This is a genomic window from Reyranella sp. GW821-FHT12G01 (assembly GCF_058806575.1).
Genome location: NZ_JBXAPV010000001.1, coordinates 3,023,346 through 3,040,437, shown reverse-complemented (window position 1 = coordinate 3,040,437; position 17,092 = coordinate 3,023,346). Strand labels below are relative to the sequence as shown.

19 protein-coding genes are annotated in these 17,092 nt (G+C 64.7%); 4 read left to right on the top strand and 15 right to left on the bottom strand.

Going from position 1 to position 17,092, the window contains the following annotated elements:
• Positions 1–58 precede the first annotated feature (58 nt).
• Together efp and AC1RP5_RS14685 are read right to left on the bottom strand one after the other, a co-directional pair.
• Positions 59–628, bottom strand: a complete 570-nt coding sequence (gene efp, locus AC1RP5_RS14690) for an elongation factor P (protein ID WP_493111649.1) — start codon at positions 626–628, stop codon at positions 59–61.
• 135 nt (positions 629–763) lie between these two features.
• A complete protein-coding gene (locus tag AC1RP5_RS14685; RefSeq protein WP_493111647.1) occupies positions 764–1,117 on the bottom strand; it encodes an MmcQ/YjbR family DNA-binding protein in 354 nt (117 codons plus the stop codon).
• A gap of 44 nt (positions 1,118–1,161) precedes the next feature.
• Between AC1RP5_RS14685 and epmA the strand changes: the two genes are divergently transcribed.
• A complete protein-coding gene (epmA, locus tag AC1RP5_RS14680) occupies positions 1,162–2,157 on the top strand; it encodes an EF-P lysine aminoacylase EpmA (RefSeq protein WP_493111645.1) in 996 nt (331 codons plus the stop codon).
• On the opposite strand, the gene thiE is transcribed toward epmA, so the two are convergent.
• On the bottom strand, positions 2,143–2,784 hold the full coding sequence (gene thiE / locus AC1RP5_RS14675) for a thiamine phosphate synthase (protein ID WP_493111642.1): 642 nt from the start codon (positions 2,782–2,784) through the stop codon (positions 2,143–2,145). The genes epmA and thiE overlap by 15 nt on opposite strands.
• Positions 2,785–2,914: 130 nt before the next feature.
• Here thiE and AC1RP5_RS14670 point away from each other — a divergent pair, with 130 nt between their 5' ends.
• Positions 2,915–3,949, top strand: a complete 1,035-nt coding sequence (locus tag AC1RP5_RS14670) for an SGNH/GDSL hydrolase family protein (protein ID WP_493111640.1) — start codon at positions 2,915–2,917, stop codon at positions 3,947–3,949.
• Here AC1RP5_RS14670 and AC1RP5_RS14665 read toward each other — a convergent pair whose 3' ends face one another.
• Positions 3,950–4,333 (bottom strand): response regulator, encoded by a 384-nt coding sequence (locus tag AC1RP5_RS14665; protein ID WP_493111638.1) that lies wholly within the window; start codon positions 4,331–4,333, stop codon positions 3,950–3,952.
• Positions 4,334–4,442: 109 nt separating this feature from the next.
• Here AC1RP5_RS14665 and AC1RP5_RS14660 point away from each other — a divergent pair, with 109 nt between their 5' ends.
• On the top strand, positions 4,443–5,177 hold the full coding sequence (locus tag AC1RP5_RS14660; protein ID WP_493111636.1) for a Crp/Fnr family transcriptional regulator: 735 nt from the start codon (positions 4,443–4,445) through the stop codon (positions 5,175–5,177).
• A 65-nt stretch (positions 5,178–5,242) separates the two neighbouring features.
• Here the strand turns inward: AC1RP5_RS14660 and AC1RP5_RS14655 are convergent, their stop codons facing one another.
• Positions 5,243–6,931: a GSCFA domain-containing protein gene (locus tag AC1RP5_RS14655; RefSeq protein ID WP_493111634.1), complete on the bottom strand. Its 1,689-nt coding sequence runs from the start codon at positions 6,929–6,931 to the stop codon at positions 5,243–5,245.
• 271 nt (positions 6,932–7,202) lie between these two features.
• A complete protein-coding gene (locus AC1RP5_RS14650; RefSeq protein WP_493111632.1) occupies positions 7,203–8,123 on the bottom strand; it encodes a class I fructose-bisphosphate aldolase in 921 nt (306 codons plus the stop codon).
• A gap of 206 nt (positions 8,124–8,329) precedes the next feature.
• Between AC1RP5_RS14650 and AC1RP5_RS14645 the strand changes: the two genes are divergently transcribed.
• Complete coding sequence (locus tag AC1RP5_RS14645) at positions 8,330–9,628, top strand: MFS transporter (RefSeq protein WP_493113364.1); 1,299 nt, start codon at positions 8,330–8,332, stop codon at positions 9,626–9,628.
• Between the two features lie 3 nt (positions 9,629–9,631).
• Here the strand turns inward: AC1RP5_RS14645 and AC1RP5_RS14640 are convergent, their stop codons facing one another.
• The 9 genes from AC1RP5_RS14640 to AC1RP5_RS14600 all read right to left on the bottom strand — a co-directional run bounded on the left by AC1RP5_RS14640 (position 9,632) and on the right by AC1RP5_RS14600 (position 17,083).
• Positions 9,632–10,555: an allantoinase PuuE gene (locus tag AC1RP5_RS14640; RefSeq protein ID WP_493111630.1), complete on the bottom strand. Its 924-nt coding sequence runs from the start codon at positions 10,553–10,555 to the stop codon at positions 9,632–9,634.
• Positions 10,555–10,884: a hypothetical protein gene (locus AC1RP5_RS14635; protein WP_493111628.1), complete on the bottom strand. Its 330-nt coding sequence runs from the start codon at positions 10,882–10,884 to the stop codon at positions 10,555–10,557. Before AC1RP5_RS14635 ends, AC1RP5_RS14640 begins: the two co-directional genes overlap by 1 nt.
• A 12-nt stretch (positions 10,885–10,896) precedes the next feature.
• Positions 10,897–11,820 carry a polysaccharide deacetylase family protein gene (locus AC1RP5_RS14630; protein WP_493111626.1) on the bottom strand — a complete coding sequence of 308 codons (924 nt, stop codon included), beginning with the start codon at positions 11,818–11,820 and terminating at the stop codon, positions 10,897–10,899.
• A gap of 19 nt (positions 11,821–11,839) precedes the next feature.
• On the bottom strand, positions 11,840–12,313 hold the full coding sequence (locus tag AC1RP5_RS14625) for an ureidoglycolate lyase (RefSeq protein ID WP_493111624.1): 474 nt from the start codon (positions 12,311–12,313) through the stop codon (positions 11,840–11,842).
• Positions 12,314–12,326: 13 nt separating this feature from the next.
• On the bottom strand, positions 12,327–13,148 hold the full coding sequence (locus AC1RP5_RS14620; protein ID WP_493111622.1) for an ABC transporter permease: 822 nt from the start codon (positions 13,146–13,148) through the stop codon (positions 12,327–12,329).
• The gene (locus AC1RP5_RS14615; RefSeq protein ID WP_493111620.1) at positions 13,141–13,980 is read right to left on the bottom strand and encodes an ABC transporter permease; all 840 of its coding nucleotides are present in this window, start codon (positions 13,978–13,980) and stop codon (positions 13,141–13,143) included. Before AC1RP5_RS14615 ends, AC1RP5_RS14620 begins: the two co-directional genes overlap by 8 nt.
• Entirely contained in the window at positions 13,977–14,996 is a 1,020-nt protein-coding gene (locus AC1RP5_RS14610; protein ID WP_493111618.1) for an extracellular solute-binding protein, read from the bottom strand. The genes AC1RP5_RS14615 and AC1RP5_RS14610 overlap by 4 nt, the downstream gene beginning before the upstream one ends.
• Before the next feature lie 19 nt (positions 14,997–15,015).
• Positions 15,016–16,098, bottom strand: a complete 1,083-nt coding sequence (locus AC1RP5_RS14605) for an ABC transporter ATP-binding protein (RefSeq protein ID WP_493111616.1) — start codon at positions 16,096–16,098, stop codon at positions 15,016–15,018.
• Between the two features lie 70 nt (positions 16,099–16,168).
• Entirely contained in the window at positions 16,169–17,083 is a 915-nt protein-coding gene (locus AC1RP5_RS14600; RefSeq protein WP_493111614.1) for a polysaccharide deacetylase family protein, read from the bottom strand.
• Positions 17,084–17,092: the final 9 nt, after the last annotated feature.

Sequence of the window (17,092 nt, the reverse complement as noted above, 5' to 3'; positions counted from 1 at the left end):
GCGGGCGACCGGGGTCTCGCGCGGGGGACGATTGGTGGGGAGGGCCACGGGTACGCGCCTAATCCTTGGCGCGTTCCATGTAGGTGCCTTCTTCCGTGTTGATCACGAGGCGCGTGCCCACACCGATGTGCGGCGGCACCATCACGCGGATGCCGCCCTCGACGATGGCCGGCTTGTAGGAAGAGGAGGCGGTCTGGCCCTTCACCACGGCGTCGGCCTCGGTGACGGCGAGGATGACGGTCTTCGGCAGCTCGGCGCCAACCGGGGTACCTTCATAGAGCGACACGGTCACTTCCATGCCGTCCTGCAGCCAGCGCGACTGGTCCTCGTCGAGGACGTCGGCGCCGACCACGAGCTGCTCGAAGGTTTCCTTGTCCATGAACGTGAAGCCGTTCTCGTCCTTGAACAGGTAGGTGCACTCGCGCTCGTCGATATGGACGCGCTCGATGGTCTCGCCCGAGCGGAAGCGCTCCTGCAGCTTGTTGCCCTCGCGCAGCGCCTTGGCCTCGATGGCCACGAACGCGCCGCCCTTGCCGGGGCTGATGTGCTGCACCTTGGAGGCGACCCAGAGCTTGCCGTTGTACTCGAGGACGTTGCCGGCTCGGATGGAATTGACTTGGACTTTCATGGAGTTACCCGGCCCTACCGCTGTCTCGGATGAATGGAATTCGGCCTCTCCCGCTGGCGGCGGGACGAGGCCGGCGCGGGCCTTCTATCAAAGGCAGCCCGGGGTCGCAACCGGCCCATCCGGGGCCTTTCGGGGCTATTTCAGGCCCAATTCGGCCTGTTTCTTCTTCGGCAGGGCCGCCGCGATGACCGCGTGCGCCTGCTTCAGGTAAGCGCGGGTCTCGGCCGGCGTCAGGACCGACGGATCCTCGAGGGCGACCCATTTCGCACGGGCCAGGTAGGGCGCCGGTTTGAAGCCCTTGGCATGTGACAGCGCCTCGAAATGCTCCGGCGGACATTTGAAGCAGATGCGCGCCACCGAATGGCCGGGTGGCCCGATCAGGCAGAACATCTTGCCACCGACCTTGAACACGGTGACGCCCTCCCATTGCACGGTCCGCGTCGCGGCCGGCAGCTTTCGGCAATAGGCATCGACCTGGGCAGGCGTCATCGCGACACCCTACACGTGGTGTCGCCTGCGTGCGATGGTCCGACATGACCGAGTGGCGTCCCGACAAGCTCTCCCGGCGTCTGCCCTATCTGCGGGCGCGTGCACGCGTGCTGGCGGCGATGCGTCAGTGGTTCGCGAATGAGGGCTTCATCGAGGTCGAAACGCCGATCCTGCAGGCCGCGCCCGGCGCCGAGGTCCATCTCACCGGCTTCGCCACGGAATGGGAATTGCCCGACGGCGAGGCGCGCGAACGCTGGCTGCACAGCTCGCCCGAGTTCGCGATGAAGAAGCTGCTGGCCGGTGGCCTGCCGAAGATCTTCCAGTTCGCGCGCGTGTTCCGCAATGCCGAGGGCTCGGCGCTGCATCATCCCGAATTCACGATGCTCGAATGGTATCGCGCGGGAGTCGGCTACGAGACGATCATGGCCGATTGCGCGTCGCTCCTGGCCACGCTCGGTGTTCGCGAGCTGCGCTGGGGCGACCACACCTGCGATCCTTTCGCCGAGCCGGAGCGGCTGACGGTGCCGGACGCCTTCGTGCGGTACGCGGGCGTCGACCTGTTCGCGACGCTGGGCAATGCCGAGGCGCTGTCCGGCGCGTCGGGCGTCGCCATGCATGCCGGCGACAGTTGGGAAGACGTGTTCTTCCGCATCATGTTCGAGAAGATCGAGCACCGGCTCGGCATGGGCCGGCCGACCATCCTCTGCGAGTATCCGATCTCGATGGCGGCCCTTGCGCGCGCCAAGCCCGGCGATCCCAGGGTCGCGGAGCGCTTCGAGCTCTATGTCTGTGGTGTCGAATTGGCCAATGCCTTCGGCGAACTCACCGATCCGCAAATCCAGCGCGAACGGCTCGTGGCCGACATGGACCAGAAGGAAAATCTCTACGGCGTGCGCTGGCCGGTCGACGACGACTTCCTCGCGGCGCTCGACCATGGCCTGCCGGATTGTTCCGGCATCGCTCTGGGCTTCGATCGCCTGGTGATGCTGGCGACCGGCGCGCCCCACATCGAGGACGTTCTGTGGTTACCCGTTCGCTGACGGGTGTGCCGCGAAGATCTCGTTGAAGGCCTGCACGGCCGCCTTGGGACCGTCCTTGTGGTTCCACACGCCGCCAGCGACGGCGAGGAAGTCGGCGCCGGCCTTCACCACCGGCGTGCAGTTCTCGACCGTGATGCCGCCGATCGCCACGCTGGGCACCTGCATGATCTCGGTCCACCATTCGAGGATCTCGAGGCTGGCGGGAGTCGTGACCTGCTTGGTCGTCGAGGTGAAGAACGCGCCGAAGGCCACGTAGTCGGCGCCGGCTTCGGCCGCTTCCATGGCGAGGTGCCGCGAGTCCTTGCAGGTGATGCCGACCTGGCGGTTCGGCCCCACGATGCGGCGCGCCTCGGCGTAGGGCATGTCGTCCTGGCCGACATGGACGCCGTCGCAGTCGAGCTTCACCGCGAGATCGGGCCGGTCGTTCATGATGAACGCCACGTCGCGCTGCTGGCAGATCGGGCGCAGCGTGTCGGCGGCGCGGGCAATCGCGTCATCGGAAACGTCCTTCAGCCGGAGCTGGAAGGCCGCGACGTCGCCACCGTCGAGGGCGGCGCGCAGCTCGTCAGCGAAGATCGACGGATGTTCGATGAGGGCGGGGGAGATGAGATAGAGACGAGTGTTCACGAGGGTCTGCCTGATTTTGTCCGTGGTGTAGGCGCATCGCGGTCTGGCGTCGAGAGGGCGCGCGGAAACGCTGCATTGCCTTCCCGCCGGGACGCCGGCTAACTACGAACGAGCCATCTCGCCAGGGATCATGCGTAAAGTCAGGAAGACCGTTCTTTTGGCGGTAGCGTCGACCGCCGTCAGCCTCCTCGTGGGCATTGCCGTCGCCGGCTATCTGACCATTCCCAGCATTCCGCTGCTGTCGGAAGGCGACCGCCTCCTGGTTTTCGATCCCGAGATCGGCGCCACCGCCAATCCCAGCTCGCACGCCCGGCGCATCTATCCTGCGGTGCGCGACCGCCAGACCTTCGCCTTCGACATCTACACCGACGACCGCGGCGCCCGGGTCGACGGGCCGGGCCAACGCAGCCCCGAGCAGGTCGATGTGCTGGCGATCGGCGATTCGTTCACCTGGGGCTATGCGCTGCCCAACGAGGACACCTACGCCCGGCACCTGGCGCGCGAGCTCGATACCGGCGTTTCGAACTTCGCGATGGCTGCTTACGGCACCACCCAATCGCTGCAGATCCTGCGGCGCAACAGCGACCTCGCGCCGAAGCTCATCGTCTACGGGATCATTGCGCACCATTTCGAACGCAACGTCATGCCGTGCCTTCCGTCCTACTATCCGTTCTGCTTCAGCGCCTCCCATGTCGCGTGGAACGAGGCGGGTGAGCCGTTGATCGCTCCGCCGGGCAGCAACGGCGTCCAGCGCTTCCAGCGCCATCTCGCCGGCGACTTCATGAATCCGTTGACGTGGCTGTCGCACGGCATCGACGTGATCCGCGGCCGCATCGAATATGGCCGCGCCGCTTACAGCACGCCGAGCCAGGAGAAGAAGGAAGAGGCGCTGGCATTCCTGCTGCGCGAGATGCAGCGGTCGGCCGACGAGATCGATGCCGAGCTTCTCGTGGTCTATCTGCCGACGAACTACTATTCGGCGCCTGAGGCCCTGCAGCGCGTCGTGGGCGACACCCGGCTGCTCGACCTCACCGAAGCCTTCCAGCGGGAGAGGGACAAGGGCATCAACCTCTACATCGTCGGCGACGGCCATCCGAACCGGGCCGCCCACGAGCTGATCTCGCAGGAGATCGCGAAGTACGTCCGCGACAACGGCCTGCTCTAGTCAGGTCTTCCGGGGACCCGCTGCAATGGCCAGGTTGAGTTGCGACACCAGATCGTCGGCACTGAACGGCTTTCGCACGACGGGAACATGTCTGTACGGCGCCGGTATCGGCACGTCGCTGCCGTAGCCGGTCGCAAACACGAACGGCACCTGTAGCTCCGTCAGCGCCTTCGCGACCTCGATCGCGGTACCGTCGCTCAGGACGAAATCCAGGACGGCGACGTCCGGTGTGAAGCTTGCGAGAATCCGAAGTGCGTCTTGAACGGATGAAGCCAGGCGCACATCGACGGCCCCCGATTTTTGCAAGGCCTGTTCGGCATCCATGGCGATCAGGAATTGATCTTCGACAACCAGGACGGATTTTGCGTCGAGCGACGCACTCACTTCGTTATGATCCTCTCCTCGCGTAAGCGGCGAGTTCGGTACCATGGCTGACGCATCGCGTCGGTCCACAAGTCGACAGTCCGCGTGACCTCGTCGGGAGATTCGATCAATGACTGCACCTACCGCGGAAGATCTTCTTGGCAACGCGCTCCTGGCCATCCTGAAGGAAGACGATCGCAAGCGACTGGCGCCGCACATGGTGGTCGTGGATCTGGAGGCAAAGGATATCCTCCAGAAGGCCGGTGAAGACGTGGTGCAGACGTGGTTCCCGTGCGGCGCGGCGATGGCGAGCTTCTGCGTTTGGGTCGAGGAGAGCGGCTCGAACATCGAAGTCGCACTGGTCGGGCGCGAGGGCGCCATCGGCGGGGTGGTTTCCAACGGCAGGCTCCCGGCCTTTGCCACCTCGCAGGTGCGCGCCAGCGGACGGTTCCTGCGCATCAAGACGTCGGCGTTGGAGTCGGCCAAGCTCGAGTCCATCGCGCTGCGCCACTGGTTCTCACGTTACTCCGATTGCATGCTGGCCCAGGTTTTCCAGACGGCGGCCTGCAATGCCTCGCATACGATCAGCCAGCGGACGGCGAAATGGCTGCTGGCGGCGATGGCGCGCACGAGCGGTTCGGAATTCCAGATGACGCAGGATCAGCTGGCACAGATGCTGGGCGCCGGCCGCACCTTCGTCACCCGCGTGGTGCGCCAGTTCCGCGAGCAGGGAATCATCGAGACCCGGCGCGGCGTCTTCAAGGTGAACGACGAGACCGCGCTACGGGGAAAATCCTGCAGCTGCACCACCGCGATCGAGGATCACTTCGATACGGTCCTGCACGGAATCTATCCGGCCGACTAGAGACGCGCGGCACGCACTGCTGTCTTCGTGTGGCCTACTGCCCCATGCAGGGACGATTTAGCCTGCTAAGCGAGATCTGCTGGGATCAATGTCAGGAGTAATTCTTTCCGTCGGCGTAGTTTGACATTCTCGCAGAACGCTGAAGAAAGTATTGTGTGCGCAGCTTTGAATCGCTTCAGTCTCGTCAAAACGTCTGCATAGTCGAGCATCACAAGGTCAGTGCGGCTGACTTCAAGGGCTTGGGCATAGTAGTGAGCGGCTTCTTCCAAGCGATCGGCATCCTTGTAACCGCGCGCCAATATTTCGAATACGAGGTTGCGCCCGCCACGCTTGGCGATTTCCCGCGAGTACACGACAGCCGCATCATGGGCCGCGTCCATGTTCTTCAATCCGATGTTGACCTTCACTAGAAGAAAGTATGCGCGGCGCGCGTCTGCATTTAACTTGCTCAGTTCGCCTAGTTTGAGGTTCTGAAGTACGGCCTTCGCATTGGTGAGCTTTTCTTCTCCAATCAGAAGCTCGGCTTCGAGGAGTTCTCTTTGCAGCGGTGGCCATTGGCCCGGTGCTTCATTAAGCGCCACTCTGGCCAGCTCCCACGCCTTTCGGTAAAGGGCTGTTTGAATGTAGGTTCTCGCATAGGCGAAGTCATTTTTGTGGTGAGCGTAGCCCTTCTCAAGAAGATGCCACTTCAAGACGGGATTGTTCGCGGTTGCCTCTTTGATGTGCGCCAGAAAAGTCGCTGCATCTGTGCTGTTCGTGTTGGTGCTGCTGTCAGCATGGGAGTTCGCTTTTTGACGAGAGTAATCGTTCACCATGCGACCGACGTTAAGGTCGATGAGTTCCCGCCGAGCATGAATCATGTCGTCCTTAAAGGCACGATTGCGATCGGATAGCACGAAGCTTTCGTAGCTCGGGAAGTAATGAACGTTCAAACGCTCCGCAACCAGATGTTCGGCGGCGGTACGGAGAACGCTCTTGGAGTAAGTATTGGCCACCATTACGTCGACAGACCGATAAGTAGAACTCATAGGCACCGGCGAAACCGTCAAAATGATTTGAGTTTCGGAACGGCCAAAGGTGTCGATGACGTCGGCGATTTTGCGCAAATAGCCTATGGTTTCGTCAAAGGTCAGCACTCGCAACACATAGCGATCTGGCTCGGCCCTCAACGAGCTAATGAGCGGACGGGTGTTGATGTAAAGTGCATGCCTCTTATCGTACCAAACCTCGGTTAGTCCGAGGGTGATGATCACGACCCGGCAATTCTTTATGCACCCCATCGCTTGGCGCACCGCCTCGCGGCGGCCGGCAACATCCTCAATTGCCGCAGGCCGGATGCCAATGGGCAGATGATTATCGACAAACTTGCCGGGAGAAACTTCGCTGAAGTTGGCTTCTGCCACGAAGGGGAACGATGGATCGAGGGCCCACGCTAGTTCTTGATAGATCGACGGTACTCCGTAGTTATTCAGAGCACTTGAACCGATCTTGGCGAAATCCTCTCGCTTGAAGATTTCTAAGGCCGGGAGCTTGTAGCCAAAATCGAGGAGCTTAGCCTCAACGTTCCGAGCAAAGCAGGAGCCAATTGTGAAGACATTCTCTCCTGGGACCAGGCGGAACGGAACATCAAAATGGGGCTGGGCCAAAGGTTCCACCCTGTTGCCGCTTTGCTCCCGACTCGGCCACACCTTCGCGTCGTTGGGTATGCCGCGAGAGGCAAGAATTTGGTGAGCGGTAATCTCGACGAGCGGCAATGCGATCATCCCCAGTGACCACCGGTTGTAGGTGGTAGATCGCGCACCCGTCAAGAACGCATGCCATGGGTGCGCCGCCAAGTTGTATTATGGAGCCGGACTTTGCATCTGCGTCGACTAACGATGAGCCGAGTTACCTGATCATCAGATATTGTGTGGGTTTTTCGGGGAGGCTTCTCAGTAAACGACTTCGTCAGCCGAGTTGGACGACCGACAAACAAAAAGGGCGCTGGTTGCCCAGCGCCCTTCGTGGATCGGCGGATAGCCGTCTTTACATCTTGCCCTGATAGATCGCGATGATCTTGTCGAGCATGTCGAGCGCTTCCTCGCGCGGGCGCTGGAAGGTGTTACGGCCGATGATCGAGCCGTTGGCGCCGCCGTCGCGCAGGCCGCGGACTTCGTTGAACAGACCCTCGAGGTCCTTCGCTTCGCCGCCGGAGAAGACGACGATGCGGCGGCCGTTGAAGGTCGCCTGCATTACGTGCTTGATGCGCGCGGGCAGGGTCGAGATGTCGACCTTGGCCTTCTCGTAGGCGGCCTTCGCCTCGGGCTGCCACAGCACGTTCGTCGGCGGCTTCACCTTGATGATGTGGGCGCCGAGCAGGGCCGCGATGTGGGCGGCGTAGGCGCAGACGTCCATCGCCGTCTCGCCGGCCTTGTCGAGCTTGCCGCCGCGCGGATAGGACCACATGACGACGGCGAGGCCGACCGCCTTGGCTTCCGCCGACAGCTCGCGGATCTCTTCCATCATCTCGTACTGGTCTTCGGCGCCCGGATAGATCGTGAAGCCGATCGCCGAGCAGCCGAGGCGCAGCGCGTCGGCCACGGTGGCCGTCACGGCCTGGTCCTTGTTGGTCGACAGCGAGTTGGCCGAGTTGACCTTGAGGATGGTCGGGATGGCGCCCGCGAAGGTGTCGGCGCCGGCTTCGAGCGGGCCGAGGGGGGCTGCGTAAGCGTTCAGGCCGGCGTCGATGGCCAGCTGGTAGTGATAGTGCGGATCGTAGGCGTCCGGGTTCGGCGCGAAGGAGCGGGCCGGGCCATGCTCGAAGCCCTGGTCGACCGGGAGGATCACCATCTTGCCCGAACCGCCGAGGCGGCCGTGCATCAGGATACGGGCCAGGTTGGCCTTGGTGCCGGGGCAATCGCTCTCGTAGTTGTCGAGGATCTTCTTGACGGTACGGGTGATTTTCACGGGCCAGCTCCCAAAGCAGTTCATTCGAGGGGAAACGGAGCCGGTGATAGCGGTGCCGGCGGGCCGGTTCAAGCCCTGCCGCTGACGACTACCTGCCACGTTATTGACCCCGGGGCGGAGCTGTGGACAGGCTGGGTACTCCTAAAGCCACAACGCGACTGGCGAAACGGATAAAGGAAAAGTCGGTGCCGTCTCCCTCGTCGCCCATGCCGCCCAAGTCATTCGCGGCACGCCTGCCGTTCTTCTTCGGCTGGGTGATCATCGCGATCGCCTTCCTGACGGTGGCGGTCAGCGTGACCACCCGAACGGCCTTCTCGCTGATGTTCCCGCCCATCGTCGACGAATTCGGCTGGGACCGCGGCCTGGCGGCGGGCGCGTTTTCCTTCGGCTTCCTGATCTCGGCCGTGATCAGCCCGGTCGTCGGCCGGACCATGGACCGGCGGGGCCCGCGCTTCGTGATCGAGATCGGCGTCGTGCTGACGGCGGCGGGCCTGCTGGGCGCCACGGTGATCAGTGCGCCCTGGCAGCTCTACGCGACGCTCGGCGTGCTGGTGGGCGCCGGCGCGAACTGCATGAGCTTTTCCGTGCAGTCGCAGTATCTGCCCAACTGGTTCGTGCGCCGCCGGGCGCTGGCAACCGGGCTGGCGTTTTCCGGCGTCGGCGTCGGCGCGATCCTGATCCTGCCGTGGCTGCAGACGATCATCCTGAAAGACGGCTGGCGCAGCGCCTGCTGGGCGCTCGGGCTGATGACGCTGTTCGTGCTGCTGCCGATCAACCTGTTCGTGACCAAGCGGCCGCAGGATCTGGGCCTCCTGCCCGACGGCGCGAAAGAAGCGGGTGCGGCCGCCGCGCGCCGGGCGGCCGCCATCGTCGATCCGAAATGGGCCGCCATCGAATGGACGGTGGGCAAGGCGGTGCGGACGCATCGCTTCTGGTGGCTCTGCATCGGCTTCTTCAGCACGGGCTATGCCTGGTACGCGGTGCAGGTCCACCAGACGAAGTACCTCGTCGAGATCGGCTTCAGCCCCATGCAGTCGGCCTGGGCGCTGGGTCTCGTGGCGATGGTGGGCATTCCGGGACAAATCCTGCTCGGCGCCCTGTCGGATCGCATCGGCCGCGAGATCGTCTGGACCATCGCGGGCGCAGGCTTCGTGATCTGCTATGCGGCGCTCCTGGCGCTCGGCGCCGGGCCGTCGCAGCCGCTGCTCTATCTGATGGTCCTGTCGCAGGGCGTGCTGGGCTATTCCTTCACCAGCCTGATGGGCTCGGTGGTGGCCGAGATCTTCGAAGGCCCGCACTTCGGCTCGATCTTCAGCATCATCATGGTTTCGCTGTTGGCCGGCGGCGCCGCGGGACCGTGGGTCACCGGCGTGCTGTACGATGTCGAAGGCGCCTATCGCATCGCCTTCGCGGTGGCACTGGGCTTCAGCGCCCTGGGCGCCGCATCGATCTGGTTCGCGTCGCCCGGCAAGGTCCGCATGGTTGCCGGGCGCGCAAAGCCCTGAAGGCTATTCGTTGAGGCCCTTGCCCGGGTACGGGTGCGTCGCGATCCAGTGCTTGGCGATGTCGAGGCGCCGGGTGACCCAGACGCCCTGTTGTTTCTGGACATAGTCGAGGAAGCGCCAGAGACCGGCCATGCGCGCAGGGTGACCGATCAGGCGCTGGTGCAAACCGACCGACATCATCTTGGGCTGCGTGGCGCCTTCCTTGTAGAGGACGTCGAAGGCGTCCTTCACCAAGCCGAACCATTGCTCGGAATGGACCATGCCGGCGGCGTACTTGCCGTCGTTGTTGGTCAGTGAATAGGGCACGATCAGGTGCGGCTTGCCTTCGACGGTTTGCCAGAACGGCAGCTCCTCTCCGTAATAGTCGCTGTCGTAGGTGAAGCCGCCTTCCTCGATCAGCAGGCGGCGGGTGTTCACGCTCGGTCCATAGCGGCAGTACCAGCCGGCCGGGCGCTCGCCGACGGTCTGCTCCAGCGACTTGATGGCCTTCTGGATGTGCTCGCGCTCCTCGGCCTCGGAGAGCTGGAAGTGGCGTACCCAGCGCCAGCCGTGGCAGCAGACGTCCCAGCCCGCGGCCTTGATCGCCTGCGCAGCCAGCGGATTGCGTTCCAGCGCTAGCGCACAGCCGAACACAGTGAGCGGCATCCCGCGTTCCTGGAAGGCGCGGTGGATGCGCCAGAAACCGACTCGGCTGCCGAACTCGAACATGCCTTCACCGGCGAGGTCGCGGCCCTTCAGCCCCTGCGAGGAGGTGCTCGATTCGGTGAGGCCGGTTTCGGTGTAACCCTCGCCGTCCTGCACGGACGGTTCCGAGCCTTCCTCGTAGTTCACGACGAAGTTGATGGCGATGCGCGCGCCGCCGGGCCATTTCGGATCGGGCGGATTGGGGCCGTAGCCGATGAGGTCGCGTGTCGGTTCCCAGCTCATCAAGGTCTCCTTACCAATTCGGCGCCCATCTGGCGGGCAATGTCGGCGATCTTGTCGTTGTGCGTGGCCATCGAGATCGTGCTCACGCCGGCGCGCAGGCAGGCCAGCGCGTAGCCCGGCGTGTCACCGCAATCGACGATCAGCGTGAACGGCACGTCGGGGAATTCCTCGCGCGCCCGCGTTTGCAGCGCGCCGAGATAGCCCGCGCCATAAATCGCGGCCGCGTTCTCGGGCGTCAGCAAGACAGGCGCCGTGCCGGAAGCGCGCGCTGCCAGCAGCGCGGCTTCGGTCTGTTTCCAGTCGCGTACCAGCACGATTTCGTCCGCCATGGCGTGGCGATACTACTCATTCAAGCCCTTGCCCGGATAGGGATGGGTCTTGATCCAGTGGCGCGCGATGTCGAGGCGGCGGGTCACCCAGACGCCCTCGTGTTTCTGGATATGGTCGAGCAGCCGCTGCAAGCCGACCGCGCGCGCGGGATGGCCGATCAGGCGCATGTGCAGGCCGATCGACATCATCTTGGGCTGCGTGGCGCCTTCCCGGTAGAGCATGTCGAAGGCATCGCGCACGAAGGAGAACCACTGGTCCGACGTGCCGATCGAGGCGGCGAACTGGCCGTCATTGTTGGTGACGGAGTAGGGCACCACGAGCTGCGGCTTGCCGTCGACGGTGAGCCAGAAGGGCAGCTCCTCGCCGTAATAGTCGCTGTCGTAGAGGAAGCCGCCTTCCTCGACCACGAGGCGGCGCGTGTTCACGCCGGGTCCATAGCGGCAGTACCAGCCGAGCGGCCGCTCGCCGGTCATCTTCTGGATGGCGGCGATCGCCTTGCGGATGTGTTCGCGCTCGGTCGCCTCGTCGAGCTCGTAATGCTTGATCCAGCGCCAGCCATGCGAGCAGACGTCGAAGCCCGACTTGGCGATGGCGGCCGAGGCCTCGGGATTGCGCTCCATGGCGAGACCGCAGCCGAAGATCGTCATTGGCAGGCCGCGCTCCTGGAAGAGACGCATCAGGCGCCAGAAGCCGACCCGGCTGCCATATTCGAACAGGCCCTCGGCCGCGAGATCGCGGCCCTGGATCGACTGGCCCATGCCGGCGGCGTCGCTGAGACCGATCTCGGTATGGCCCTCGCCGTCCTGGATGGAGGGCTCAGAGCCCTCCTCGTAGTTCATGACGAAGTTCACCGCGATGCGCGCCCCGTTGGGCCATTTCGGATCGGGCGGATTGGCGCCGTAGCCGATGAAATCGCGGCGGACCTCGTAGGGCATCGTGAAACTCCAGCATGGCTCAGGGAATGCGGACGGTGAAGGGCGGCACTGGCACGAACTCCTCGTCGCCCTTGCCGCCGTCCCGCCACATGAAGACGGCGAAGCGGCCGGGGCGGTCGAGCACGGTGAGGCCGTGATGCCAGGTGTCGGGACGATAGGTGACTCCCTGCTTGCCGGTGGCGACGAAGGCTTTCATGCCGCCGACGTCGGGACCGCCCGCGGCCGCATGCGGCGCCACGATGATCAGCCAGCGCTCGACATCGAGCGGCATGAAGGTCTGGGAGGAGAATTCGTGGCGCTCCATGTAGTCGCTGCGCAGCGGCCGGTCCGGCGTCTCGGCCTTCATGCTGACCGAGATACTCGCATGCGCGGTCGGCCGCAGGTTGCCGAGCGCCTCCTCGTAGTAGGTGCGGCCGGCCGTGTCGGGCACGTCGATCACGTCGCCGAAGGGGGCGAAGGCTTCTTTCGTGAGGGGCTGGGGGATCAGTTCCATTGGCGGGTCCTCGTCAGTCGCGCATGCGGCGGGTCAATCCCACCGTCCATTCCATGATCAGCATCAACAGGAAGGCCGCGGCGATCAACACGCCCGACACCGCGGCGATGCGCGGATCGAGCGTGGATTCCATCATGCCCCACATGCGGATGGGCAGCATGTCGGTGCGCGCCGTCGACAGGAAAAGCGATACCGGCACGTTGTCGATCGACGCCATGAAAGCGAGGAACGCACCGGCGAAGATACCGGGCGCGATCAGCGGCAGGGTCACGCGGCGCAAGGTGTAGAACCAGCTCGCCCCCAGGCTCTGCGAGCTGTCGTTCAGCGCCGGATCGAGCTGCGAGATGCTGGCGGAGGTCGTCCGAATGATGAACGGCACGGTCACGATCATGTGGCCGGCAATGATCAGGTTTATGGACGGCCGGAAGCCGATCAAGGTGAAGTACATCAACGCCGCCAGGCCGAAAGTGAGCCCGGGCAGGACCAGCGGCGACATGAAGAGCCCGTCGGCCGCGCGTGCGAGCTTGTGGCGGCTGCGCGCCAGCCCGAGCGACGCCATGCTGCCGAACAGGATGCCGAAGCCGGTCGACCAGGCTGCCACTTCGAGCGAATTGTAGACAGCGCGATGGATCTGGCGCGATTTCGATTCGTCGAACAGCGCCTCGTACCATTGCAGGGAGAAGCCAGTCGGCGGGAACTTCAGCGAGCGGCCCTCGGTGAAGGAGGTCGTGAGCACGATCACCACCGGCGCCACGATGATCAGCAGCGCCAGCGCCGCCAGCGTGCCGATCACGATGCTGTAGGACAGATCGCCGATGCTGCGGCGCCTACCCATGGACGTAGCCTCCGGAGCGACGGCCGAGATAGGAGAGCGCGCTCACCACCGTCAGTACCGACACGAGCAGGGTGAGCGACACCACGGCGGCGAAGGGCCAGTTGAAGACGACCAGCGACTGTTGCCAGATCAGCAGCGGCAGGTAGATCAGGCGCACGCCGCCGATCACGGTCTGCGAGATAAAGGCGGTGGTGGAGCTTGCAAACACCAGCAGGCAGCCCGCGACCAGGCCCGGCATGCTGAGCGGCACGATCACCTTGAACAGCGTCCGCCAGCGCGAGGCGCCGAGGGCGGAGGAGGCGTCGCGCAGGTTGGGATCGAGCCGCGACATCACGCTGATCAGCGGCAGGAGCATCAGCGGCATCTCGATCTGGGTCAGCGAGATCACGAGCCCGAGCTCGGTCTGCAGCAGGCGCAGCGGTTCGGAGATGATGCCGAGCTGCATCAGCAGCGTGTTGACCACGCCCTCGCGACCCAGCACCACGATCCAGGCGAAGGTGCGGACCACCACGGAGAGCAGCAGCGGCATGACGATGATGAAGATCAGCACCTTCTGCAGGCGCGGTCCCGCATCGAGATAGATAAGTGCCAACGGATAGCCGATCACGATGGTGGCGCACACCGTCTTCAGGCCAAGCAGCATCGTGTCGGCGATCACCTTGTAGCTGAAGGGATCGCCGAGGAACTTGGCCCACTGGCCGAATCCCGGCTGGCTGATCTTGTCGTCGTTGAAGAAGCTGACGCCGACCAGCATGAGGAGCGGCGCCAGGAAGATCGATGCAAAGGCCAGCGCGAGCGGCAGCGCGAGCTGCCACTCTGCCAGCTTTTTCACTTCGCCATTTCCTTGTTGAACTTCTCGATCCAGCCGGCGCGCAGCGGATTGATCTTGGCCCAGTCGTGACGGATGTAGGTCGACATCTCGTCGAGGTTCTTCATCGGCAGGTAGTCGGGGAGCGGGACGTCCTTGTTCACCGGGATGAAGTTGTACGGCGGCTTGGTGAGAGCCTCCTGCACTTCCTTGCCGGCGACGATGTCGATGTACTTGTAGGCGTTCTCGACGTCGCCGGCGCCCTTGGCGATGTGCAGGGTCGTCAGGAAAGTGATGGCGCCCGTCTCGGGCTTCACGAACTCGATGTCGACGCCGCGGCCCTTCAAGGTCGCGACGGTCTGGGTGTTGGTATACATCACGTCGCACTGGCCTTGCTGGAACAGGCTCGGCATGGCGGCCGGCTGGCCGACGGCGGCGATCTTCGGCAGGACCTTCTTCAGCTCGACGAGCGCGGGTTCGATGTTGGTTTCCGAGCCGCCGAACACCTTGGCGATCTCGATCAGCGACACCGTGCCGAAGGTCGTCTGGAAGCCGGTCAGGCCGAGGCGCGACACCCACGGATCGGTGAAGAGATCCTTCCAGCCCTTGGGTGCCGGAACCTTCTTGGGATTGTAGGCGATGCCCACGACCTGCGCGTTGACGCCGACGCCCCATTCGTCGACCAGCCCGGCCGGCAGCTTGGAAGCGTTGGAGATCTTCTTGGCGTCGAGCTTGTCGAACAGCCCGTCCTGGATCGCGGTGATGCGCGGACCCGGATCGAGCACGAAGGCGTCGAACGGCGGGGCGCCGCGCGCGGCCTTGGCCTTCGCGACCTGGTCGACGGCGAAGAGCGGCTGCAGCTCGAGGTCGACGCTGTCCTTCTTCTTCAGGGCCGGCGCGACGATGGCGCGGAAGGCTTCCTCCCAGCTGCCGGGGTAGATGGCGGCGGCGACGCTGCCCTTTGCGTGAGCGATCGAGGGGAGCAAGGAGGCGCCTCCGAGGGCGGTGGCGCCGGCGAGCAGATGTCTGCGGCTGAACATGGAAGGATCTCCGTGGTTGTCAGGTGGAACGCGGGAACAGGGTGGGGCGGGCGTCGGCAGCGAGGGTGCAGTAGGCGCGGGCGGCCTCGCCCATGACGGCGCGGCGCGGCTCGATGATCTTGAGGAAAGCGCCGTCGGCGGTGCGGGCCTCGTGGACGAGCTGCGCGCCGATCGGCAGGGCGAGGCCGGGCTCGATCTTCCAGGTATCGGGACCGGGAACAGCGGAAAGCGCCAGTTGCTCAGGCCGCACCGACATCAGAACGGGCGCGCCGAGGCCGACACCGGCGGGCGCTGGCAGGGTAAGGCTGGCGCCGGCATCCAGCACCACCGTCGCGGTGCCGTTCTGCAGCGAGGCCACCTTGCCGTTCATCAGGTTGGTGGTGCCGATGAAGCCATTCACGAACAGCGTCTGCGGCCGGTCGTAGATCGAGACGGGCGTGTCGAACTGCTCGACCTTGCCCTTGTTCATGACGGCGATGCGGTCGGCGACGCTCATCGCCTCGTCCTGGTCGTGCGTCACCAGGATGGTGGTGAGGCCGAGCGTCCGCTGCAGGCGCTTGATCTCGATCTGCATGTCGAGACGCAGGTTGCGGTCGAGCGCGGCGAAGGGCTCGTCGAGCAGCAGGATCGACGGTTCGATGGCAAGCGCCCGGGCAAGCGCGACGCGCTGCTGCTGGCCGCCCGAGAGCTGGCGGGGCAGGCGCTCGTGGAAGGCGCCGAGCTGGACGGTCTCGAGGAAGCGCGAGACCTTGGCCTGCACCTCGGGGCCGTGAACGCCACGGGCGCGCAGGCCGTAGGCCACGTTTTCCGCCACCGTCATGTGCGGGAAGAGGGCGTAGTTCTGGAAGACGATGCCGATGTTGCGCTGGTTGGGCGGCAGATGGTCGATCACCGCGCCGTCGACCCGCACCCGGCCGGCGGCTTGGCGTACGAAGCCCGCGATCACGCGGAGCAGGGTGGTCTTGCCGCAACCAGACGGGCCGAGCAGGGCCACGACCTCGCCGGGCTCGATGGCGAGCGTCACGCCGTCGACCGCGGTCGACGTTCCGTAGCGGACGCTCAGATCCTCGACGTCCAGCGTGCGTGCCGCGTTGGTTTTCAATGCTTCCTGCAACTGTGCCGCCTCCCGTTCAGCGCAAACGCAAGGGGCATGCCAACCATCGGCGGATCGTTCATGCCGGGAACTGCTCTCGCCACGACTGCGCGATGGCATCGCGCCGCGCGATCCACACTTTGTCCCCGTAGGAATCGAGCAGCGCGAGCACGCGCTTGAAGGCGGCGAAACGGCCGGGGCGGCCGGCGATGCGCAGGTGCCAGCCGATGTTCAGCAGCTTCGGATGGCCGGCCTCGCCTTCCTCGATCAGCATGTCGATGGCGTCGCGCACATAGTCGACCATCTCGTCGGCGCGCACGAAGCCGTTGGGATGGAAGAACTTCATGTCGTTGCTGTCGAGCGCGTAGGGCACCACCAGGAGCGGGTGCCGGGCGTCCGACTTGTCCCAGTAGGGCAGGTCGTCGTCGAAGCCGTTGCTGGCATAGCCGAAGCCCAGCTCGCGCAGGATGGAGCGCGACTCAGGGCTTTCGCTGCCGCGGCAGAAGAAGCCCTTGGGACGCTGCCCTGTCGCGCTTTCCATGACTTCTACGCAGCGCCGCAGGTCGTTCAGTTCGCTGTCCCGGTCGGCGTAGTCGGCATGGGGACGCCACCGCCAGCCGTGGCAGGCCGCCTCGTGGCCGGCCTCGACGATGCGTCTCGCGACCTGTGGCAGGCGCTCGACCGCCCGGCCGCACATGTAGAAGGTGACGGGCCGCCGGTGCTTCTCAAGCGCCGCCAGCATGCGCCAGATCCCGGCGCGCATGCCGTAGGCGAAGATCTGCTCGTTGCCCTGGTCCCAGCGTCCGGGCGGCACCACGCTCACCACCTCCGAGATCTTCTCGGCTTGCGGATCGCCGTCGCTGACGGCCAACTCCGCGCCTTCCTCGAAATTGATCACCAGGGAGACCGCGAGCCGGGCGCCGCCGGGCAGCTTCCAGGCCGGTGGCGTGCCGCCGTAGCCGACCAGATCGCGTGTCTGGCTCACGGCTTGCATGTCGTGCTC

Excerpts from the sequence above, each read along its gene's own strand:
- AC1RP5_RS14640 (WP_493111630.1), bottom strand. The coding sequence starts at position 10,555 with ATGAGCTGGGAACCGACACGCGACCTCATCGGCTACGGCCCCAATCCG.
- AC1RP5_RS14685 (WP_493111647.1), bottom strand. The coding sequence starts at position 1,117 with ATGACGCCTGCCCAGGTCGATGCCTATTGCCGAAAGCTGCCGGCCGCG.
- AC1RP5_RS14600 (WP_493111614.1), bottom strand. The coding sequence starts at position 17,083 with ATGCAAGCCGTGAGCCAGACACGCGATCTGGTCGGCTACGGCGGCACG.
- AC1RP5_RS14660 (WP_493111636.1), top strand. The coding sequence starts at position 4,443 with ATGACTGCACCTACCGCGGAAGATCTTCTTGGCAACGCGCTCCTGGCC.
- efp (WP_493111649.1), bottom strand. The coding sequence starts at position 628 with ATGAAAGTCCAAGTCAATTCCATCCGAGCCGGCAACGTCCTCGAGTAC.
- AC1RP5_RS14670 (WP_493111640.1), top strand. The coding sequence starts at position 2,915 with ATGCGTAAAGTCAGGAAGACCGTTCTTTTGGCGGTAGCGTCGACCGCC.
- AC1RP5_RS14630 (WP_493111626.1), bottom strand. The coding sequence starts at position 11,820 with ATGCCCTACGAGGTCCGCCGCGATTTCATCGGCTACGGCGCCAATCCG.
- AC1RP5_RS14610 (WP_493111618.1), bottom strand. The coding sequence starts at position 14,996 with ATGTTCAGCCGCAGACATCTGCTCGCCGGCGCCACCGCCCTCGGAGGC.
- epmA (WP_493111645.1), top strand. The coding sequence starts at position 1,162 with ATGACCGAGTGGCGTCCCGACAAGCTCTCCCGGCGTCTGCCCTATCTG.
- AC1RP5_RS14625 (WP_493111624.1), bottom strand. The coding sequence starts at position 12,313 with ATGGAACTGATCCCCCAGCCCCTCACGAAAGAAGCCTTCGCCCCCTTC.
- AC1RP5_RS14645 (WP_493113364.1), top strand. The coding sequence starts at position 8,330 with ATGCCGCCCAAGTCATTCGCGGCACGCCTGCCGTTCTTCTTCGGCTGG.
- AC1RP5_RS14635 (WP_493111628.1), bottom strand. The coding sequence starts at position 10,884 with ATGGCGGACGAAATCGTGCTGGTACGCGACTGGAAACAGACCGAAGCC.
- AC1RP5_RS14620 (WP_493111622.1), bottom strand. The coding sequence starts at position 13,148 with ATGGGTAGGCGCCGCAGCATCGGCGATCTGTCCTACAGCATCGTGATC.